The sequence below is a fragment of the Pseudomonas sp. AL03 genome (assembly GCF_029960815.1).
Lineage (GTDB): Bacteria > Pseudomonadota > Gammaproteobacteria > Pseudomonadales > Pseudomonadaceae > Aquipseudomonas.
Genome location: NZ_JASBRE010000001.1, coordinates 15,764 through 33,589, shown reverse-complemented (window position 1 = coordinate 33,589; position 17,826 = coordinate 15,764). Strand labels below are relative to the sequence as shown.

Annotated in this window: 13 protein-coding genes and 3 pseudogenes; 3 read left to right on the top strand and 13 right to left on the bottom strand. The window is 60.6% G+C overall.

Annotated features, from left to right (window positions below):
• Positions 1–10: 10 nt before the first annotated feature.
• From QK293_RS00125 to QK293_RS00110, 4 genes and pseudogenes are all read right to left on the bottom strand, one after another.
• Positions 11–111: pseudogene (locus QK293_RS00125) on the bottom strand (epimerase); the annotation flags it as partial.
• A gap of 144 nt (positions 112–255) precedes the next feature.
• A pseudogene (locus QK293_RS00120) lies at positions 256–938 on the bottom strand (LysR family transcriptional regulator).
• A 57-nt stretch (positions 939–995) separates the two neighbouring features.
• Positions 996–1,585 (bottom strand): annotated as a pseudogene (locus QK293_RS00115) (NAD(P)H-dependent oxidoreductase).
• Positions 1,586–1,787: 202 nt separating this feature from the next.
• Positions 1,788–2,552: a sulfite exporter TauE/SafE family protein gene (locus QK293_RS00110; RefSeq protein ID WP_282374839.1), complete on the bottom strand. Its 765-nt coding sequence runs from the start codon at positions 2,550–2,552 to the stop codon at positions 1,788–1,790.
• A gap of 231 nt (positions 2,553–2,783) precedes the next feature.
• Between QK293_RS00110 and QK293_RS00105 the strand changes: the two genes are divergently transcribed.
• The 3 genes from QK293_RS00105 to QK293_RS00095 all read left to right on the top strand — a co-directional run bounded on the left by QK293_RS00105 (position 2,784) and on the right by QK293_RS00095 (position 4,915).
• Positions 2,784–3,674, top strand: a complete 891-nt coding sequence (locus QK293_RS00105; protein WP_282374838.1) for a LysR substrate-binding domain-containing protein — start codon at positions 2,784–2,786, stop codon at positions 3,672–3,674.
• A 55-nt stretch (positions 3,675–3,729) separates the two neighbouring features.
• Complete coding sequence (locus tag QK293_RS00100; RefSeq protein WP_282374837.1) at positions 3,730–4,305, top strand: NAD(P)H-dependent oxidoreductase; 576 nt, start codon at positions 3,730–3,732, stop codon at positions 4,303–4,305.
• Between the two features lie 199 nt (positions 4,306–4,504).
• Complete coding sequence (locus QK293_RS00095; protein ID WP_282374836.1) at positions 4,505–4,915, top strand: MerR family transcriptional regulator; 411 nt, start codon at positions 4,505–4,507, stop codon at positions 4,913–4,915.
• A gap of 66 nt (positions 4,916–4,981) precedes the next feature.
• On the opposite strand, the gene QK293_RS00090 is transcribed toward QK293_RS00095, so the two are convergent.
• From QK293_RS00090 to QK293_RS00050, 9 genes are all read right to left on the bottom strand, one after another.
• Entirely contained in the window at positions 4,982–7,597 is a 2,616-nt protein-coding gene (locus QK293_RS00090; protein WP_282374835.1) for an MMPL family transporter, read from the bottom strand.
• 33 nt (positions 7,598–7,630) lie between these two features.
• On the bottom strand, positions 7,631–8,467 hold the full coding sequence (locus QK293_RS00085; protein WP_282374834.1) for an outer membrane lipoprotein-sorting protein: 837 nt from the start codon (positions 8,465–8,467) through the stop codon (positions 7,631–7,633).
• 69 nt (positions 8,468–8,536) lie between these two features.
• Positions 8,537–9,787 carry a DUF1302 family protein gene (locus QK293_RS00080; RefSeq protein ID WP_282375320.1) on the bottom strand — a complete coding sequence of 417 codons (1,251 nt, stop codon included), beginning with the start codon at positions 9,785–9,787 and terminating at the stop codon, positions 8,537–8,539.
• A 50-nt stretch (positions 9,788–9,837) separates the two neighbouring features.
• Positions 9,838–10,602: an SDR family NAD(P)-dependent oxidoreductase gene (locus tag QK293_RS00075; RefSeq protein WP_282374833.1), complete on the bottom strand. Its 765-nt coding sequence runs from the start codon at positions 10,600–10,602 to the stop codon at positions 9,838–9,840.
• A complete protein-coding gene (locus QK293_RS00070; protein WP_282374832.1) occupies positions 10,599–11,336 on the bottom strand; it encodes a 3-oxoacyl-ACP reductase family protein in 738 nt (245 codons plus the stop codon). The genes QK293_RS00075 and QK293_RS00070 overlap by 4 nt, the downstream gene beginning before the upstream one ends.
• A gap of 9 nt (positions 11,337–11,345) precedes the next feature.
• Positions 11,346–14,216 carry an aminotransferase class III-fold pyridoxal phosphate-dependent enzyme gene (locus QK293_RS00065; RefSeq protein WP_282374831.1) on the bottom strand — a complete coding sequence of 957 codons (2,871 nt, stop codon included), beginning with the start codon at positions 14,214–14,216 and terminating at the stop codon, positions 11,346–11,348.
• Between the two features lie 54 nt (positions 14,217–14,270).
• Positions 14,271–15,479, bottom strand: a complete 1,209-nt coding sequence (locus QK293_RS00060; protein ID WP_282374829.1) for a beta-ketoacyl synthase N-terminal-like domain-containing protein — start codon at positions 15,477–15,479, stop codon at positions 14,271–14,273.
• Complete coding sequence (locus QK293_RS00055; RefSeq protein WP_282374828.1) at positions 15,476–16,771, bottom strand: beta-ketoacyl-[acyl-carrier-protein] synthase family protein; 1,296 nt, start codon at positions 16,769–16,771, stop codon at positions 15,476–15,478. The genes QK293_RS00060 and QK293_RS00055 overlap by 4 nt, the downstream gene beginning before the upstream one ends.
• Positions 16,768–17,826: a beta-ketoacyl synthase gene (locus QK293_RS00050; protein WP_282374826.1), complete on the bottom strand. Its 1,059-nt coding sequence runs from the start codon at positions 17,824–17,826 to the stop codon at positions 16,768–16,770. The genes QK293_RS00055 and QK293_RS00050 overlap by 4 nt, the downstream gene beginning before the upstream one ends.

Sequence of the window (17,826 nt, the reverse complement as noted above, 5' to 3'; positions counted from 1 at the left end):
AAACGCGAACTCACACCATCTCGCCCCGAACCCATTCAATCACCGATGCCCGCTTCGGCGCCCACCCCAGCACTCCCGCGCATGTTTACCGCGAACCCGGCTATTGGAGCCGCCGATAAAAAACCAGCGGCGCCGGTAACGAATACGTTCATGGAGAAACTCCCTGCGTGAATAAGTGATGCAATGAGTATCGAGGCCCGTCTCGTGACGACACAGACCCGCTGACCCAAATCACGCTTGCGCAGGAGTCACGAGTCAGCCTTTGAAGTCCGCATTCGCATAAGCCGTCAATTTGCCCTGGATGAAGTCCAGGAAGCATTGAATCCGTAGCGCAAGTTGCGAGTTACGGTAGTACACCGCATTGATCGGCTGGCGATAGCCGCTGTTGAAATCCGCCAGCAGCACCTGCAGGCGTCCGGCGCGGATGTCATCAATCGTCATGAAATGCGACAGACAGGCAATGCCCTGACCTTCCAGCGCCAAGTGCCTGATCGTCTCGCCACTGGACGCGCTGATTGATGCCTGAATCGGCCAGCGATCACCGTGGACGTAGCGCAGTGGCCATTGGTTGAGGCCTTCGTTCTGGGTAAAGCCCAGCAGCGTGTGCCCGGACAAATCCGCCACTTCAGCCGGTACGCTGTGTTTTTCAAGATAAGCCGGGCTGGCGACGATGTGCAGCGGGCTGCATCCCAACGAGCGGGCATGCAGCGTCGAGTCGGCCAGGGTGCCGATACGGATGGCGATGTCGGTGCTTTACTCCAGCAAATCAATGATAAGGTCGTTGCTGTTGAGTTCCAGCTGGATGTCTGGATAGAGCCGGCGGAACTCATCGATGTAGGGCACGAAGGCGTTTGTCCGACCTGCTCGGCTGCCGCCGAAATCGACCCGCATTCAATCACGCAGACGAAAATCTGCAACTCATCGGATCTGGCTTTCACGGATGCCCCTCATTCAAAACTGGCTTGATAGTAGCTGGATGCGGGGCAAAAGGAACCTTACGCCGGCAGGCCGAACACCTCGGTCAAATGCTGCTCATAGCGCGCGACATCGGCTTCGACATTGGGACGCTTCATCACATCAACGCACAGGAACGTCGGCAAGCCGGTCATGCCGAGGAAGGTGTTGGCCTTGTGGAACGGGAAGTACACCGCGTCCACGCCCTTGGCTTCGAAGAAGTCGGTCGGGTCGTCGAAGGCTTGCTGCGGGGCGTTCCAGGTCAGCGAAAGCATGTACTGCTTACCTTGCAACAGGCCGCCGCTGCCATACTTTTGCGAGGCGTCGGAACGGTGCGGCCGTCGCTGGCGTAGAGGCTGCCATGGCCCTCGGTGAAGACTTCGTCGATGTACTTTTTCACGGTCCAGGGCGCGCCCATCCACCAGCCGGGCATCTGATAAATGATCACATCGGCCCAAAGGAATTTGGCGACTTCTTCGGCGACGTCGTAACCCTCATCGATGAAGGTGGCTTTCACGTCGACACCGCCACGATCCAGCACGCTCAGCGCAGCCTCATGCAGGGTAGCGTTGTAACGGCCATCGGAGTGGGTAAATTTTTTGCCGCCATTGAGCAACAGAACTTTTTTCATGAGAAGTCTCGGAAGGTTGGCATTCGATAGCGGCAGCGTAGCGATCTGCCTCGCGCGGAATAAGCGCTGAATTCACAAAATTCATTTGACCCATACGCACGAATCGATAGGTGATTGTTGCCATGCACTTGTGCCGATTCTGAACTTGAGGAGATTTCTGATGAGTCAAATGCAAGGCTTCATCCTGCACGCGAAGACCCGGCTATCCGCTGATCAGCAAGTGGCCGCCAAGCACGCCGAGGCCGATGAAGAACACGCGTTTGAACAGCAGGGCGCTGATCCGCTGGCGCAGCCATTGCCCCAGCCACATGCCGAGCACCGCCGGGATCAGCGCCAGCAACGACGCACTTAACTCGCCACCGCCCAGCGCGCCGCGCCATAACAGGCCGGCGGCCAAGGCCAGGGTCGAGACGGTGAACGACAGACCCAGCGCCTGCACCAGTTCATCTTTACTCAAGCCCAGCGCTTGCAGATAAGGCACTGCCGGAATCACGAAGACGCCGGTGGCCGAAGTGATGACACCCGTCAACATGCCGCAAAGTGGACCCAGCCAACGTTCGATGTGACTGCCGACACGCAAGATCGGCAGGAACAAACCACTCAAAGCGTAGAGCAACAGCGCAGCGCCCAACCCCCGCACGACCCAATGACCACTGGCCATGCCGATCCACAATGTGCCGGCCCCGGTGCCGATGAAAATCGCCAACAACATCGGCCACAACCGTTTGATCAAGCCTCGCAAATGCCCGCCGAATGCCAGTTGCCAGACGTTGGTGAGCGTCGCGGGGATGATCAGCAGCGCGGCAGCCTGCGACGGAGCCATAGTCAGGCCGAGCAAGCCCATCGCGATGGTCGGCAAACCGAGGCCGATCACCCCCTTGATCATGCCGGCCAGCAGAAAAGTGGCGATGACCATCAATGAAAGGGCCCGACCGAGGTTTTGATAGAACGCGGAGAGAGTATTCATGGCGCTATCCTGAGCCCGGACTGGCGGTTTGGAAATCTGCCATATACTGAGGCAGCCTCTCTCCTGACAAGAGGCTGAGATTTTCGTTGCGGCTGCGGACGCCTTCGCGGGCAAGCCTCGCTCCTACAGTGATGGTCGCAGCCAAACCGTGCTACCGACATTACCTCCGTAGGAGCGAGGCTTGCCCGCGAAGGCGTCGGCCCGGACAACAAACATCCAGAGGCTGCATCGATGCACTTCGACCTGACCGACCTGCGCCTCTACTTGAACATCCTCGATAGCGGCAATATCACCGCCGGCGCGGCTCGCAGCCATTTGTCCCTGGCGGCGGCGAGTGCTCGCATCCGCGCTATGGAAGTTTCATTGGGGACCGAGTTTCTGGAACGCGGTCGTCGCGGTGTCACGCCGACCCCGGCTGGCAAAGCGTTGGCGAAACACGCCCGGCCCCTGCTGCAACAAGCCGAACGCATGCAACAGGACCTGGCCGAGTACGCCAAGGGCGTCAAAGGTCAGGTGCGTTTGCTGTGCAACACCACGGCGATCACCGAATACCTGCCGGAGTTGCTCGCGGACTTTCTGCGCGAACATCCGAATCTCGACATCGACCTTCAAGAGTTGCCCAGCACCCGCATCACCCATGCTTTGCGTCAAGGGGCAGCAGACCTCGGGATCGTGTCTGACGTCGTGGACACAGATGACCTGCACACCCGGCCGTTTCGCGATGACCCGCTGGTGTTGATCTTGCCTCCTGACCATCCCCTGGCCGAACAACCGTCACTGACCTTCGCCGACACCTTGAGCCACGACTATGTGGCCCTGGGCGCCAGCAGTGCATTGGCGATCCACCTGGAAGAACAGGCCTTGCACATTGGCCAGCGCATGCCGATCCGCATTCGCGCCGACGGCTTCGACGGGGTCATTCGCATGGTCGCTCATGGTGCAGGGCTGGCCATCGTGCCGCGGATGGCCATCGAGCGCTGGCCGCAGGTGCAAGCGGTCACGACTCGCTCTCTTCCCGAAGACTGGGCCAACCGCACACTGAAAATCTGTGCCCGCGACTTCGACAGCCTGCCCGGTTACGCCCGGGCTTTGCTGGAGGCGCTGACGTCGGGAACGCCTTGACTCTGCCGTTAGGGGCAGACTCTATGCTGCGAGCTTCATTTCAGGAGTACACACGATGAGCAAACGAATGCTCGTGATTCTGGGTCACCCCTCCACCGACAGCTTCTGCGGGGCGCTGAGCGAAACTTACGTCCAGGCCGCCAAGGATGCCGGTCACGACGTGCGGTTACTGCGTCTGGATGCGCTGGACTTTGATCCGGTCTTGCACGAGGGCTATCGCACAATCCAGCCGCTGGAGCCGGACCTGCTGCAAGCCCAGGCCGACATCACCTGGGCCGAACATCTGACATTCGTTTATCCAATCTGGTGGGGCGGGATACCGGCCTTGATGAAGGGTTTTCTCGACCGCATTTTCCTGCCCGGTTTTGCCTTCAAATACCGTGAGGGCAAGGCCTTCCCCGACAAATTGCTCAAGGGTCGGACCGCACACCTGCTGGTGACCATGGACACGCCGCCCTGGTATTACAAATGGGTCTATCGCATGCCCGGCCTGCACCAGATGCGCAAGACGACCCTGGAGTTCTGCGGCATCAAGCCGTTGAAGACCCTGACCTTCGGGCCGATCCTGGGTTCCAAGTCGACCCAGCGTGACGCCTGGCTGGAACAGGCCCGGGTCACCGCCGGCAGCTGACGCGCCCCTCGCTGTTTGCTGACGGCGCGCTCGACGCCGTCAGCCCCTCCCCACGTCCCCTTCAAGCGGTCGTTCGTCGCTTGTGCGCGTCATTTACACACGGCTGCAACCTTTAAAGGTTATTCACTATATTATTCCCTCCGATCAGGCTTGATGCCTGGTCGCGCTACGCCCTGTTTGATCATCGAGACGGATCTTTATGTATATCGGCAAAGCCGCCCAACTGTCGGGCACCACCGTTAAAAGCATTCGCCATTACGAAGAAATCGGCCTGTTGCCCGAGCCCAAGCGTGAAGGCAAATACCGCATCTACAGCCAGCAAAGTGTCGAGGTGTTGACGTTCATCAAGTGCGCCCAGCAACTGGGTTTCAAGCTCAAAGAGCTGCAGGTGATGTTGAACAACTACCACGATGATGAATTCCCGTGGGATATGGCGCAAAAAGCGATCGCCGAAAAAAAGGCCGAGCTGGTCTCCCAGATCGGCGCTCTACAGCAATTGCACAACGGCCTCGAAGCGTTCGAAAACAACCTCAACGATGCTCGAGAGGAATGTCAGTTCGAGCGTATCGCCCGCTATGGCGAAAAAAACCCGAGCAATACACTGAACTGAATACTCTGCTGCGCTGGATGACCCGGCTCGCAGGTCACTTGCGCGCCTGCGTTGCCGGTCATCAGGTCAGCTCAACGCTGGCTCCCTCACGGCTCGATCTTGTCCAGGCACCGGCGCGACCGAAACAATCGCCGCGAAGAACCACGGCGACACCAGCGTCACCAGCAGAATGGTCATGACACCGCTGGAAAACAGCGCCATCGCTACGAGTGCGCCCAGATCGACAATCGGCTTGAAGTCGGAAAACAGCAGCGCCATGAAGCCCACGGAGAAAATCACCACGTTGACCACGGTCGAACGGCCGACGCTGTGCATCGCCTGTAAAATGGCCGCATCGACATGAACTCCTTGCTGCACCAGCAGTTTGATTCGTGACAGCAGGTGCACCGCGTAATCGACCACGCCGACCACCAGGAACGTCACCAGCGTCGTGCCGATGTTCAGCTCGATGCCGAACAGGAACATAAAGCCATAGACCGTCACCGAGGTGGTCAACAGGGTCAGCATGCCGAGAACTCCCAGCCGTACCGACTTGAGCCAATACATCATCATCAGTGTGACCACCACCAATGCCAGGGAAAAACTCAGGACCTGGCCCTGGGTGATTTCCTGCAACACGCCGGTCCAGATCAACGGAGTGCCGGCGTGCGTCACTTCGAGGTTGGCCGGTTTGTTCACCAGCAACCAGGCATCGAGCCGATCCAGCATGCCCTGGTAGTCGCTGGCCACCGACGAAGTCATGGTGTACAGCGTCAGCGCCTTGGAGTAGTCGGCGTTGAGCACGTTATTGAGGTCCGAGCCGCCGCCGTTCTCGAACAGCATCACGTGTTGCTCGATCAGCGAATTGCCTGGCACCTCGAACCGCTCGATCTGTCCTTCGTCATTGACCGACGTGACCTGCTCCAGTGCCTGGGGCACGCGCAAGTAGTCTGGGTTCATGTCGTTGAGCACCAGGTTCATGCGCTTGACGTAAGTGGCCAGGGAGTAGCCGTAACTGACATGCGGTTGCTGCTTGATGAAGTGGTCGAGCTTGTCGATGAACTGCACCACTTCGGTGGTCAGCACACCGCGCGGCTCTTTGCTGTCGATGGCGATCCAGCCCGGTGCCGTGCCCGCGACCTTGGCGTGGTTGATGAACTGGTCCGAAACGCGGATATGACTCTCGGGCTTGAAATAGGCGATGCCCGAGTCTTCGATATCGACGCGCAAGGTAAACACCGTCATCAGGGCCAGCAACGGCAGCGTCACCATCAGGATCGGTTTGCGCCACTGAATCAGTCGCGCACAAAACGCCACCAGATAACGCGAAATAATCGATTCCTTGTGCACGGCAGCCAGAGTTTTCGGAGTCTGGTCCTTGCCCCAGATCGAGATCCAGGCGGGAATCAGCAACAGCGAAATGATCAGCGCCGCCGTCAGGCCGATGGACATGAACACGCCGAAATTGCGGATGCTGACAATGTTATTGGTGGTGGAAATCATGAAGGTGGCGATGGTGGTCACCGTCGTCAACACCACCGGCACCATCATCAGCCGTTGCGTCTCGCGATTGGCTTCGCGGTTACTTTTACCGGCGTTTTTCTGCTCGTAATACTCGGCCATCACATGGATCGCATCCGAGCAGCAAATGGTGAACAGAAACACCGGCAGTACGCTGGTCAGCAAATCGAATGGCACTCGCAACAAGGCCATCAGGCCGAGCGTCCAGATGGTACAGAACAGAATGTTGAACAGCGGCAATAGCACGCCCAGCGGTTTGCGGAAGAAGAAAATCAACAGCAGGGTGATCAGCAAAAAGACAATCGGAAACAGCACTGCCAAGTCATGGTCGATGATCTCCTGCTGGGCCGCGATAAAGATCGGCATACCGGCAATGAAAATCTCGTCCTTGAACTCGGGGTGCGTCGCCTGGTAGTCCGCGACGATGCCACGCACAATCTGGTAGGCGCGCAGTTGCGCCTGGGCATCGTCTTGCTTGGTGCCCAGCTCGGCCACCAGCATCGCGACTTTCTTGTCCTTGGAAACCACCCCGTCGACCATCAGCTCGTTGCCCATGATCTGCGACTCGACCAACGCCGGGTCCATGTCGTAGGCGTTGAGGGTTTTGTGGATCAGCAACTCGCCATCGTGAGTCAGCACGATGTTTTCCAGATCACCCATGGAAGCCATTTCGCGAATCGGGTTAATCCGTTCGGCGAGAAAGCTCAGGAACAGCTGATCATGGGCATCCCAGTTCTGGCTCTGGGCGTAATCACGCAGGGCCTTGGCCTGGGCGTAGTCGTTCTGGGAAAAACCGTTCTCCAGAATGTCCCGCGCCAACAACTGCGCACGGCTGTCTTCCGGATATTTGGCGACGATTTGCGTCAACTGCTCCTTGTCGGCGTCGTTGGCCAGGATCATCTTGCGCACCGATTGCGACATCGAAAAAAGTGCGTTGAGGGTCGGCTTGTTGAACACCGTCTGCGGGTGGTTGATGGCCACCATCACCGAGTCAAATGTGCCGGTGAACTCGCTTTGCAGATCGATGATGGTTTTGCGCGCCGGATGAGTCTCCTTGAGCAGATAAGGGTTGGTGTCGGAGATCAGCGAGCCCAGCGTATAAGTGAAATACGCCGTGACCGCCACCAGCAGGAAAACGATCGCCCGCGCATAGCGCTCGACGAAGTTCAGGTATCTTTCCATGATCATGCGTTCCAGGGTCGTCGGGGTCGGCGCTTAGCGAGCAGACACGGCAAAGTCCGGCACGTCGCCGGTTTTCAGCCCGCGCTTGATGGCGGTCTGGGTGAACAAACGGTCTTCCAGTTGCACGTTGTATTGCAGGTGGTTGAAGCGCATCTCTGAACGCGTACCGTCGATGAAGTGTTCGGTTTCGCTCAGCACGATGCTGTCGATCGAGTCGATGGTGTCGACCTTCTGTGTACGCATCTGCTTGATCAGCACGCCTTTGACGTCGAAGAAGTCCTGACGCATGACCAGGAAATTCTGCTTGTCGATCCACACTTTCAGTTTGTTGTAGCCGGTCTTGGCCAACACCTCGGGTGACGCCGGCTCACGCTCGATCACGTAGCAGTCGCGGCCCTTGACCTGCTCTTCGCCGACCAGCGTTTGGGTGTAATCCTTGACCCGGATCTTGTCCAGGTCGGCGTAGGAGTACTCGCTGCCCATGAATGAGCCACGCTTGTCGGTGGTGGAGATCCGCCGTGTCTGGCGGCTGACCGGCAAGTACATCCACTGGCTGTCTTCCAGGCCCAGGGTTTCGTGGGGGTTTTCGATATGAAAGGCTACGTCGCGCACGTCGGTGGGGGCGGAGAAATACATGCTGAATTTGTCGCTGTCCGGGTAATCCTTTTGCAGGTAGGTGAACTCGCGAACCCGGGTATTGCCCTTCTTGTCGTGGAGGATCAGCGACACCTGGGACAGGAAGCTTTTACCGTCGTTTCGATCCCGCACCTGGCGGATGATTTCATCGGCATTCTGGCCGTCGGCGGCGGTGGCGCAAGCGCCGCTCAGGATCAATGCGGCAGCGGTCAGACTTTTGAATAGCGGCAACATGGGAACTTCCTTTTTCGTCAAATAAGTACGGTCGAGCCAATGCGCCAGGGGCACGCAGGCGTCATGGGGTTAAAACAGGTAACCGGCGGACAGCCGCACTTGATCGCGGTTGTCGTACTCGCCGAAGGGTTTGTCGGGCTTGCCGAAGAACACGTCCACTTCAAGCCCGAGCTTGATCCAGTCCACCGGTTTGTAGGTGAAGATGCCTTGCAACAGCGCATCGTCCTGAAACGGTGGCGAGGCGGCGACCACCAGCCGGCTCTTGAGTCGGTCCTGCCAATGGGTGCCCTCGGCCGACAGGGTAAACAGGTGCTCATGCTTGTCTTGCAGCATGCCGTCCTGCCAGTCGAGCAATTGCTGCTCCTGCCATTGCAGGGAAATCAGCCAGTCACGCAGCAGGTAGTCGACGCCCAGCAACGACTTGACCATCGGGGTGCTGTCGGCGCCGTAGGCACGGGTCGGATTGGTCACCCGCCAGTTGTCGAACCAGGCAATTTCGCTGCGCACCACGATGCTGTGACCGGCGTCGATCGCCAGCCCCGCGCCGCCCATGGTGTAACGGGGAAACTGGCGTTCCAGCCGAGTGCGACCGTCATCGGCCAAGCCTTCGACGGCGTACACCGGGTCTTGCTGGCGGGCGTTCAGTGCGACGAAACTGGTGTCCACCGAACCGATCCGGCCGTTGGCGCTCAAGCCATACGAAAAGCCCTTGTCACCGTCATAGCCGGGCTTGGAATCCAGCAGAAAGTACTGCGGATCCGGTGCGGCAAACAGCGGCGCGTCGAACTCGCTGCCCGCCACCGGCGGCTGGTTTTTGACAAAATCGGTGACCCACAGCGCCTCTAGTTCCCACTCGCCCACCGGTTGCGCAAATCGCACCATGGGCACCGCGATTCGGCTGTCTTCCAGCAGCGGAGTCAGGCCATCGCGATAGTCCAGCGGGTTGATCTGATCGAGCACCCGCAACTCATCGGCACGGCCCCAGACCACTTGCTGCCAGCCGATGGTCACCTCGCCGTCGCCCACCGATTGGCCCCAGTACAAATGCCGCCAGTCGGCGTCGACGCGGTATTTGTCCCGCGCCCGTTCACTGTACGGATTGTTGCCGTCGTAGCGAGCGTCGTAACGCACCCGGCCCTTGGCCTTGTAGTAACCGCCGTCCCAGTTGTCTTCCAGGTTGGCCTTGAAATACATGGCCTTCTGGGTGACCTGGTCGTCACCGTGCAAGCGCAACGCGGTGGCCACGCCGACTTCGGCATCGGCGTAATCCGGCTTGAAGTCCTCGACCGTCAATTCAGCCAACGCCGGCTGCGCGGCCATGCACGCTAAAACCGCCCACGTGGTGCGGCTGATGTGTGACCCCTGCATGGCTACATTCCCAACCCGACACCGCCGTCGATCACCAGGCTCTGGGCTGTCACCCCGCCCGCTTCGGGGCTGGCCAGGTAACGCACCATCGCCGCGACTTCTTCGCTTTGAATGAAGCGCCGCATCGGCAGTTTCTTCTTGGCGTTGCGCAGGATCTGTTCCTGGGTCAGCCCGGCAATGGCCGCTTGCGCCGCCAGTTCACCTCGCAACATTGGCGTATCGATCCACGCGGGCAGAATCGCGTTGACGGTAATCAGCCGTGGCGCCAGGTCCATCGCCAGGGCTTTGGTCATGCCGACGATGCCGTGCTTGGAAGCGCAATACGCGGTGTTGCGGACCTTGCCAGCGCGGCCGAGGATCGACGACATGTTGATGATCCGCCCGCGATCCGGCATCAACGGCAGACACAACGAGGTGACGTAGAACGTACCGTTGAGGTTGACTGAAATCACCTTGTGCCAGTTGTGTAAATCTTCCGGTTCATTCTCGTTGCAGATGCCGGCGCTGTTGACCAGCACATCGACGTAATCCACTTGTTTGGCCAGCATTTTGAAGAATGCTTCCATGCCCGGCAGGTCGGCAATGTTCGCAGCATGGGTTTCGACCCGTGCCTTGATCTGCCCTTGTTGCTCGTCGACCCAGCGTTGCAGTTCCGGCAAATCCAGGTCCAGCAGGATCAAACGGTGCCCGGCGTCGGTGGCAAAATTCTCCGCCACCGCTCGGCCGATGCCCTTGGCGGCGCCGGTAATCAGAATGGTCCGGCTCATGGCATTTTCAACCCGCCGTTGACCGGCAGGACCTCACCCGTCAGGTACAAACCACGATCGGCGATGTACAGCACCGCCTCGGCAATTTCATGGGGTTCGGCGTAACGCTTAATCAGCAAGCGCGACTGGATTTCCTGTTCCTGACTGCCAATCAGCGCCGTGCTCATTTCGGTGTTGACGATGCCCGGGGCCACCGCATTCACCCGAATGTTGCGCGGCGCCAACTCCACCGCCAGGGCGCGGGTCAGCGCTTCGACGCCGCCCTTGGCCGCGGCATAGTTGCTTTGACCCTTGCCGGGTTTCTGTGCGGCCACCGAGCTGATGTTGATGATGCAACCGCTGCGCTGGCGCATCATGCCCGGCACCACCTGCTGACAGCAGAGCAAGGTGCCGATCAGGTTGGTCTGGATGACCTCGATGATGTCGCGGCTCGGCATCGTCGCCAGCAACCCGTCACGGGTGATGCCGGCGTTGTTGACCAGTAGATCGACGCGCTGAAAATGCTGGTCGACTCGTTCGAAAAAGCCCTTGATGCTGTCGCCGCTGCTGACATCGCATTGCAGCGCCAGACACTCGAGGCCCAATGCCTGGACCTCGTCACGCAAGGACGCGGCAGCCACTTCGTCGCGTACATAGCTAAACGCAATCTGATAACCCGCGCCGGCCAGGGCCAGGACGATCGCTCGGCCGATGCCACGACTGCCACCGGTCACCACTGCTACTTTATTCGGCATGACCGTTCCTTAGAGTGAGTTGTCAGTCTTGAACTGCGCGAGGCTGAAGCCGTGGGTCGCGGCCAGGGCACGAATCTGCTGCACCTGCTCGCGGCTGATATCGCCGTAGGAGTAGTGCTGTTTCATCCCGGACAAGCCCATCAACACCGACTCCGCCATGCAGGCATACAACTGACCTTGCTTGAGGTAGGCGCGCACATTGCGGATCAGGCCATCGCCCAGCGGTGTCTGGACAATTCCGCCATGCATGTACAGCACGTCGGTCCGTTGGCTTGCGAGGTTCTGATCGACGTTCAGTGGCACCGCGATGTCGCAGATCACGCTGTTTTCGGCGAAGTGTTCGGCACCGAGAAACGGTTGAGGAGCATTCGCTGCACAGAGCACGATGCGCGCCTGTTTCAGCACATCAAGGTCATTGCTGACGGTGATGAACGCATTCGCACCCAGGCGCTCTTCGACCAGGCGCTGCACCCGCTGACCGAGGTCGGCGCCGGCACCGTGGGCCTGCAACAAAGCGTCGATGCCGTCGAGTTTCTGCAATCGGCTGGCGAGGCGATCGTGCTCGGCGACCCCCTTGAGAATCGCGCGGGCGGCCTCGGCGTAAATCAGCTGGGCGGTCTTCTCCAGGCGCCGCAGGGAACCGTCGCGACCGCTACCGATGAGGATCAGGTGTTCAACACTGGTGGACAGCAACGAGGCGTAAGTCGAGGCAATGTTGCCGGCCGCGCCGACCACCGCAGCCGTCTGTTGACTCAGTTCCAGGCCCTGCTGCCTGCAGCCCTGCTCGATCGCTTCCAGGCCCATGCCGATGGTCAGCGCGTTGCCGGAGGTCAGTGCCATGTCGGGGATCTTCAGCGCCTGACAGTTGTTGGTGACGATCGAGGTGTACATACCCAGACCGGCCACGCTGTAGCCATCAGCCCGGGCATCACGGATGCGATTGCCGACTTCGTCGCGGATGGTGTCCAGGTCACCACTGGCGATGTACGCGGCCATGGCATCGGAGTCCATGCACAACGGGTACAGGGTGAACTCCACGGCGGTGCCGAGTTTCGAGCGAATCAGCACCGGGCCGATCGGCGCGGCACGCCGCTCCGGAGCCATGCGCTTGATGAACTCGCGCTTCTGTTCGGCGCTTAGGGTGGACAGCGACGGGTCGACATCACTAAGCATGTCCGAATCGATCAGGTGATTGATGAACGCCACGCGCGCCACCACGCGAACGCTCTCGTCAGGCTTTGGGAGGTTTTCAAGCGCCTTGAAGCTCACTTCGCGTGCCGGTACTTCGCGGATGCTGTCGGCGCACACCCCGGCCGCCAGCGGGAAGGCATCGCGGCGACGCAACATGTCGCAGACCTTTTGCAACGAGCCAATCAAGCCGTCGATTTCCTCGAAGGTGATGCACACCGGCGGTTCCAGGCGAATCACGTTGGCGTTGCTGCCCGACGGCGCGACCCGCAGCGATTCGAATTGCAGCAGGTAGCCGGCGATGATGTAACCCAGCGCATCGTTGTACTGCGCCGACGCCTGGACCAGCGAACTGGTGCCGGTCAGGTCGTGCAGTTCGAACCCCAGCAACAATCCGCGACCACGCACATCGGCAATCACGTCCGGGTACGCGGCTTTGAGTTCGAGCAACGACGACTTGAGGTATTCGCCTTTTTTGTTCACGTCCTTGAGCATCGCGTTGTCGTTCTCGAACAAGCGGCGCAATGCCGACAGGGCGATATGGCACGACGCATCGTCTTCGGCAAAGGTCGAACTGTGGATGTAGCTGAAGTCGTTTTCGTAGTGACTGGCGCGAATGACTGTCGCGGCAATTTTCATCAGGCCACCGCCCAACGCTTTGGACAGGCAGTAATAATCGCCCTGCAAGTTGAAATGGCTGGCGCCGAGCAAGGTGCCGGTGCGGCCGAAACCCGATTGCACTTCGTCAATGATCAGTGGGCATTGCTGCTCGTTGCACAGGCGACGCAGGCCCAGGTAGAACTCGCTGGCGAACTCGTTGATACCGCCCTCACCCTGGATCGGCTCCAGCAACACCGCAGTGATTGCACTAAAGGCTTCACGGCGCACCTGCAGGGTCTCGCCGCGCCACTCCAGGCCCAGCCAATGCCGCGTGTGACGGGCCGGCAAGTCCCGCAGTTGCTGGGGCTGCAGCGGGTCGATGAACTCGACGTTGAGACCAAAACGGGCGAACGGCTGGCGGTACTGTTTGCCGTAAGTCAGCTGCACGGTGTTCACCAGTTTGCCGTGGAAGCTGCCGCGCAGGGCGACGAACACCGGCTCGACATGCAGCTGCGCGAGGTTGTGTTGACGCACCGCTTCCACCACTTGGCGCACGGTCACGTAAGACAGATTTTCCGGCAGCAACCCGGCAGGCAGGTCGAGGTCGTCGATGTCCAGCTCGACATAGGCCTTGTCGCTGGCGGTCAGGTTGGCGAGGGCGAAATCCCGTTCGTCGAACTGCTTCTGCAAGGTTTTCTGACGGCGGTATTCGGCATGCTTGACGGCGATTTCCACCGACTCGGCGCCACTGTTGGAGAAGGTCGAAATGTAACGCTCGCTGTTGTTCAGCTCACGGTTGAACGCCTCGCTGAGTTCGCGTCCCAGCAGACCGGCCGCGCCACGCACGGACATCTGTGCATTGAATGGCACATCGGCGCGCAACAGGCCGCAGAGTTGATCGACGAACTGCGGGTCATTGTGGCCAAACAGCGCAGCGCCATAACCGCCGAGAAAGTCGGTGACGGTCACATCGCAGCCCTGTTGGTCGCGGTAAAACAGCTTGCTGCCCAACGCCCGGTGAAACTGGCACTCCAGGCCGAGGGCCTGCATCAGGTCAACGAATTTCGGTCGTACGTAGTCGCGGTAATCCATGACAGCCATATCCCTTGATTAGAAAAATAGAAGCGATTCAATGCGTTCAAACGGTTAGCCGGCCGCCTGATAATCGAGCTGGTAACAGGCGCTGAAACCATTGTCATCGCGGTTGATGATCAGGCAGTCGTGCAGCACCGCGTCCCGTCCCTCACCGACCACAAACGGCAGGTGCGGGTCCACCGACTGCTGTAATCCGATGATCGGCGGCACACGCTGGGCATGCAGTGCATGGCGGGCCAGGATCAGGTCGACCAGGCTCGGCGCACCGCTGAGAATGCCGGTCACCGGCACGCTACTGGTGATGTGCGCGGCACCGGCGCGGGCCAGCGTGCGGGCCAGGTCGGCGTCCTTGTACGGATCGCCGCTTGCGCTGCTGACCAGCAGATCAACCTGCTGGTCCGGCAGGTTCAACGACCCCAGGTGAGGATGGGCAAACAGTGACGACAGGCAGGTCTGCGTTCCATCCGGTAGATCGTCGGCCCGGCGCAAAATCAACGCCGCCGCCCCTTCACCGGCAATCCCTCCCGTGCCTTGGCGATCGAATGCACGCAAGGTTTGGGAACCGTCGGTGCTGATCACGCCGGCCTCGGCCAGTGCGGCCAGTGCCAACGGATCGAGTTCACTGCCGGCGCCGACCACAATCGCCGCATCGATACGACCGCTTTGCAACGCCGCGCACGCCGCGCGCAATGCCGCCAGATTGCCGGCCACGCCTTGCATGTAAGCGTTGCACTCGCACTCCAGTTTCAGCGCCAGGCTGACAATCCCGAGCAAGCCGTTGCTCAGGCTTTTGAGCACCAGGAACGGGTCGAGCGCGCGCTCCTGTAATACCCGTTGAGCGAGGCGCCGCATGTCGGCGCCGGACTCATCGCGGCACTCGTGGAGCAACTCGCCATAGGCCGCCAACGACGGATGGGTGTAACCGCCCTGGCAGCAATAGAGGCCATAACGCAGGTCGTCATTGCCCGGTTCAAGCCCGGCTTCGGCCAGGGCCTGACGCACCGCGCTGACCCCCCAGATCACTGCCGGCGGGCAGTAGCGCTGGAGATTCTGGGCTACGTCCTGGCGACTGGTTTGATGGTCTTCATCACTGACATGCCCGAAGGCCGTCACGCGCTCACTGTGAAACAATTTCGACTGCAGCAAGGCGATGCCGCTGCGGGCTTCACTGGCCGCCGACCAGAAGCGTTGCACGCCCCAGCCGCTGGGTAATACGCAACCGCTGCCGGCGATCGCAACACGCACAGTAGCGCTATTCATTGTCCGTGCTCCCGATATTTGCCAAGGACCAGCGAGGTGTTGAGGCCACCAAAACCGAAGGAGTTGCTCAAGGCAAAATCCACTCGGCGGCTGACCGCTTGCCCGGCGCAATAGTCCAGGTCGCACTGCTCATCGACGTCATGCAGGTTCACGGTCGGCGTGACTAGATCGTTCAGACACGCCAGAGCCGTGACCATGCATTCGGGTGCGCCGGCGGCGGCAATCAAGTGCCCGAACTGCGACTTGTTGGCGCTGATGGCCAGGGACCGATAGTGCTTGTGCTCGGCGAACACACTTTTGATCGCCAGGGTTTCGGCGACGTCATTGAGCGGCGTCGAAGTGCCGTGGGCATTGATCAGATCGATCTGTTGCGCACGCAGGCCAGCGTCGTCCAGCGCGGCTTGCATCGCCAGCGCCGCGCCCCGGCCTTCGGGTTGCGGGGCGGTGACTTTGTAGGCGTCCAGGCTGCTGCCGAAGCCGAGCACTTCGGCATAGGGCGTCGCACCTCGCGCCAACGCATGTTCAAGGCTTTCCAGCACCACGAAACCACCTCCCTCGCCGGCAATCAGGCCACTGCGATCACGGTCGAACGGCCGGCACAGATCGACGCCCCAGCGCTGTTCGCTCGATGCCGCGCCGAGCAGGTACAGCGCGGCCATGGTGTCGAGGTTCAGCACCGAATCGGCGCCACCGGCAATCGCCACGTTCACTTCACCGCGACGAATCATCTGGAAGGCATTGCCGATGGCCTGGGACGCTCCGGCGCACGCGCTGCTGATATTGATCACAGGCCCTTCACAGCCCAGTCCATCGGCAATCACCCGCGCCAGTCGATCATTGCTCTGACGCAGCGAACCCTCGGCATTGACCTGCCCGGCACGGGGCATCAGGTGTTGCCAGCCCGGGGCGTGGCCATCCTGTGCCTGGGTCAACAGCATGTCGGTCAACATGTGTTGGGGCGCTCCCGAGGCGCAGAGTACGGCGGCTTCACTCAGCTGCTCAGGCGCGAGTCCACTGTCGGTCACCGCTTGGGTGGCAGCCACCCAGCCAAAGCGGCTGCGTTTTTCCAGCGCAACGGTCCAGGCCGGATGGTCCTTCAAGGCCTCGGGCAACAGGGTCATATCCACAGCCGCGGCGTAGCGCACCGGGAACGTGCCGTCTTCCACCCCCTCGGGCTGCCATGGACGTACACAATGTTCGGCGCCGAGCATTTTCTCCCAGAGGGTCTGCCATTCGAAACCGAATCCGGTAACGGCGCCCATGCCGGTGATCACAATCCGTGTTGCACTCATGCGTGCTTCTCCATGGTTTCACTGGCCAGCAGCAAGGCGCCCCAATGACCGGCGCGGCTATGGCTGACAAACAGCGTGTAGCCCGGTGTCGCCGAAGCGTTGTGGTTGTGGTGCAAGGCCAGCGCGATCTCGGTCAACAAGGCGCTGGCGCCAAGATCGCCGGTCATGGCACGGGTGCTGCGAACGTCCCTTGGGTGTTCGGCGAACAGGCTCATCAATTGCGCATCCTCGGGATTTGCGACGATCTGCTCGACGTCACCGAGGCACAGTTTTTCCAGGCTCAGCGCCTGGTCGATCACCCGCCGGGCAACCGCTGCGCCACGTTGCGGATCAGCGCTGTAACCCCGAGCGAACCCGGCGATGCGCAAGGCGTGCGGGGTGGTGCGCGAAGGGGCCGAGCCGAGCAGCAGCGCGGCGGCACCCTCGCCATACATCGCCTCGCCTGCCTGATGGGGTTCACGCAGATACAGGGCCGGCGTCAGGTTCGGACTGCTGCTGACCACCAGCGCGGCGTCGGCGCGTTGCTCGACAATCTGCTGACAGGCTTCAATCAGAGCATCGAGCCCGGCGTTGTCCTGGGAACAGAACCCGCCCATCGGCCCATGGCATTGCAACGCTTCGGCCACGTAGGCCATCACGCTGCTGTTGAGCAGCGTCAGGGCATGCAGCGGCGGTGTGTTGGCCAACAGTTGCGCCAGGAGCTTTTCCGGTTGCTCGCCGATCGCTTGCACCGCGTCCCAGCAAGGGCTTGGCGCATCGACTTCCGGAATGGCCGCGGTCAGGGCAATCCGTGCCGGCGGCAGTTGCAGGGCCGCCAGCGCGGGCGCCAGGCGCGCCACGCAATGCAACAGGCGCAAGCCTTGTGGTTCGACGCTGCGCCGGATCTTGCGGTCGAACAGATCGCTGGCCAGGCACGGCGTTGGCAGTGGATACGCCCGTCGCGTTGCGTCAAATGCCAGCGCTTGCGGCGAGGGTGGCGTTCCGAGCAGGTCGGCACATTCGCTGCCGGCAGCGTTCAATACGGCCGCCGAATGGATGTAAACGGCAATGCTCAT

Coding starts and splice junctions, on each gene's coding strand:
- QK293_RS00110 (WP_282374839.1), bottom strand. CDS start 2,552: ATGAATACTCTCTCCGCGTTCTATCAAAACCTCGGTCGGGCCCTTTCA.
- QK293_RS00105 (WP_282374838.1), top strand. CDS start 2,784: ATGCACTTCGACCTGACCGACCTGCGCCTCTACTTGAACATCCTCGAT.
- QK293_RS00100 (WP_282374837.1), top strand. CDS start 3,730: ATGAGCAAACGAATGCTCGTGATTCTGGGTCACCCCTCCACCGACAGC.
- QK293_RS00095 (WP_282374836.1), top strand. CDS start 4,505: ATGTATATCGGCAAAGCCGCCCAACTGTCGGGCACCACCGTTAAAAGC.
- QK293_RS00090 (WP_282374835.1), bottom strand. CDS start 7,597: ATGGAAAGATACCTGAACTTCGTCGAGCGCTATGCGCGGGCGATCGTT.
- QK293_RS00085 (WP_282374834.1), bottom strand. CDS start 8,467: ATGTTGCCGCTATTCAAAAGTCTGACCGCTGCCGCATTGATCCTGAGC.
- QK293_RS00080 (WP_282375320.1), bottom strand. CDS start 9,787: ATGGCCGCGCAGCCGGCGTTGGCTGAATTGACGGTCGAGGACTTCAAG.
- QK293_RS00075 (WP_282374833.1), bottom strand. CDS start 10,602: ATGAGCCGGACCATTCTGATTACCGGCGCCGCCAAGGGCATCGGCCGA.
- QK293_RS00070 (WP_282374832.1), bottom strand. CDS start 11,336: ATGCCGAATAAAGTAGCAGTGGTGACCGGTGGCAGTCGTGGCATCGGC.
- QK293_RS00065 (WP_282374831.1), bottom strand. CDS start 14,216: ATGGATTACCGCGACTACGTACGACCGAAATTCGTTGACCTGATGCAG.
- QK293_RS00060 (WP_282374829.1), bottom strand. CDS start 15,479: ATGAATAGCGCTACTGTGCGTGTTGCGATCGCCGGCAGCGGTTGCGTA.
- QK293_RS00055 (WP_282374828.1), bottom strand. CDS start 16,771: ATGAGTGCAACACGGATTGTGATCACCGGCATGGGCGCCGTTACCGGA.
- QK293_RS00050 (WP_282374826.1), bottom strand. CDS start 17,826: ATGAGCATTGCCGTTTACATCCATTCGGCGGCCGTATTGAACGCTGCC.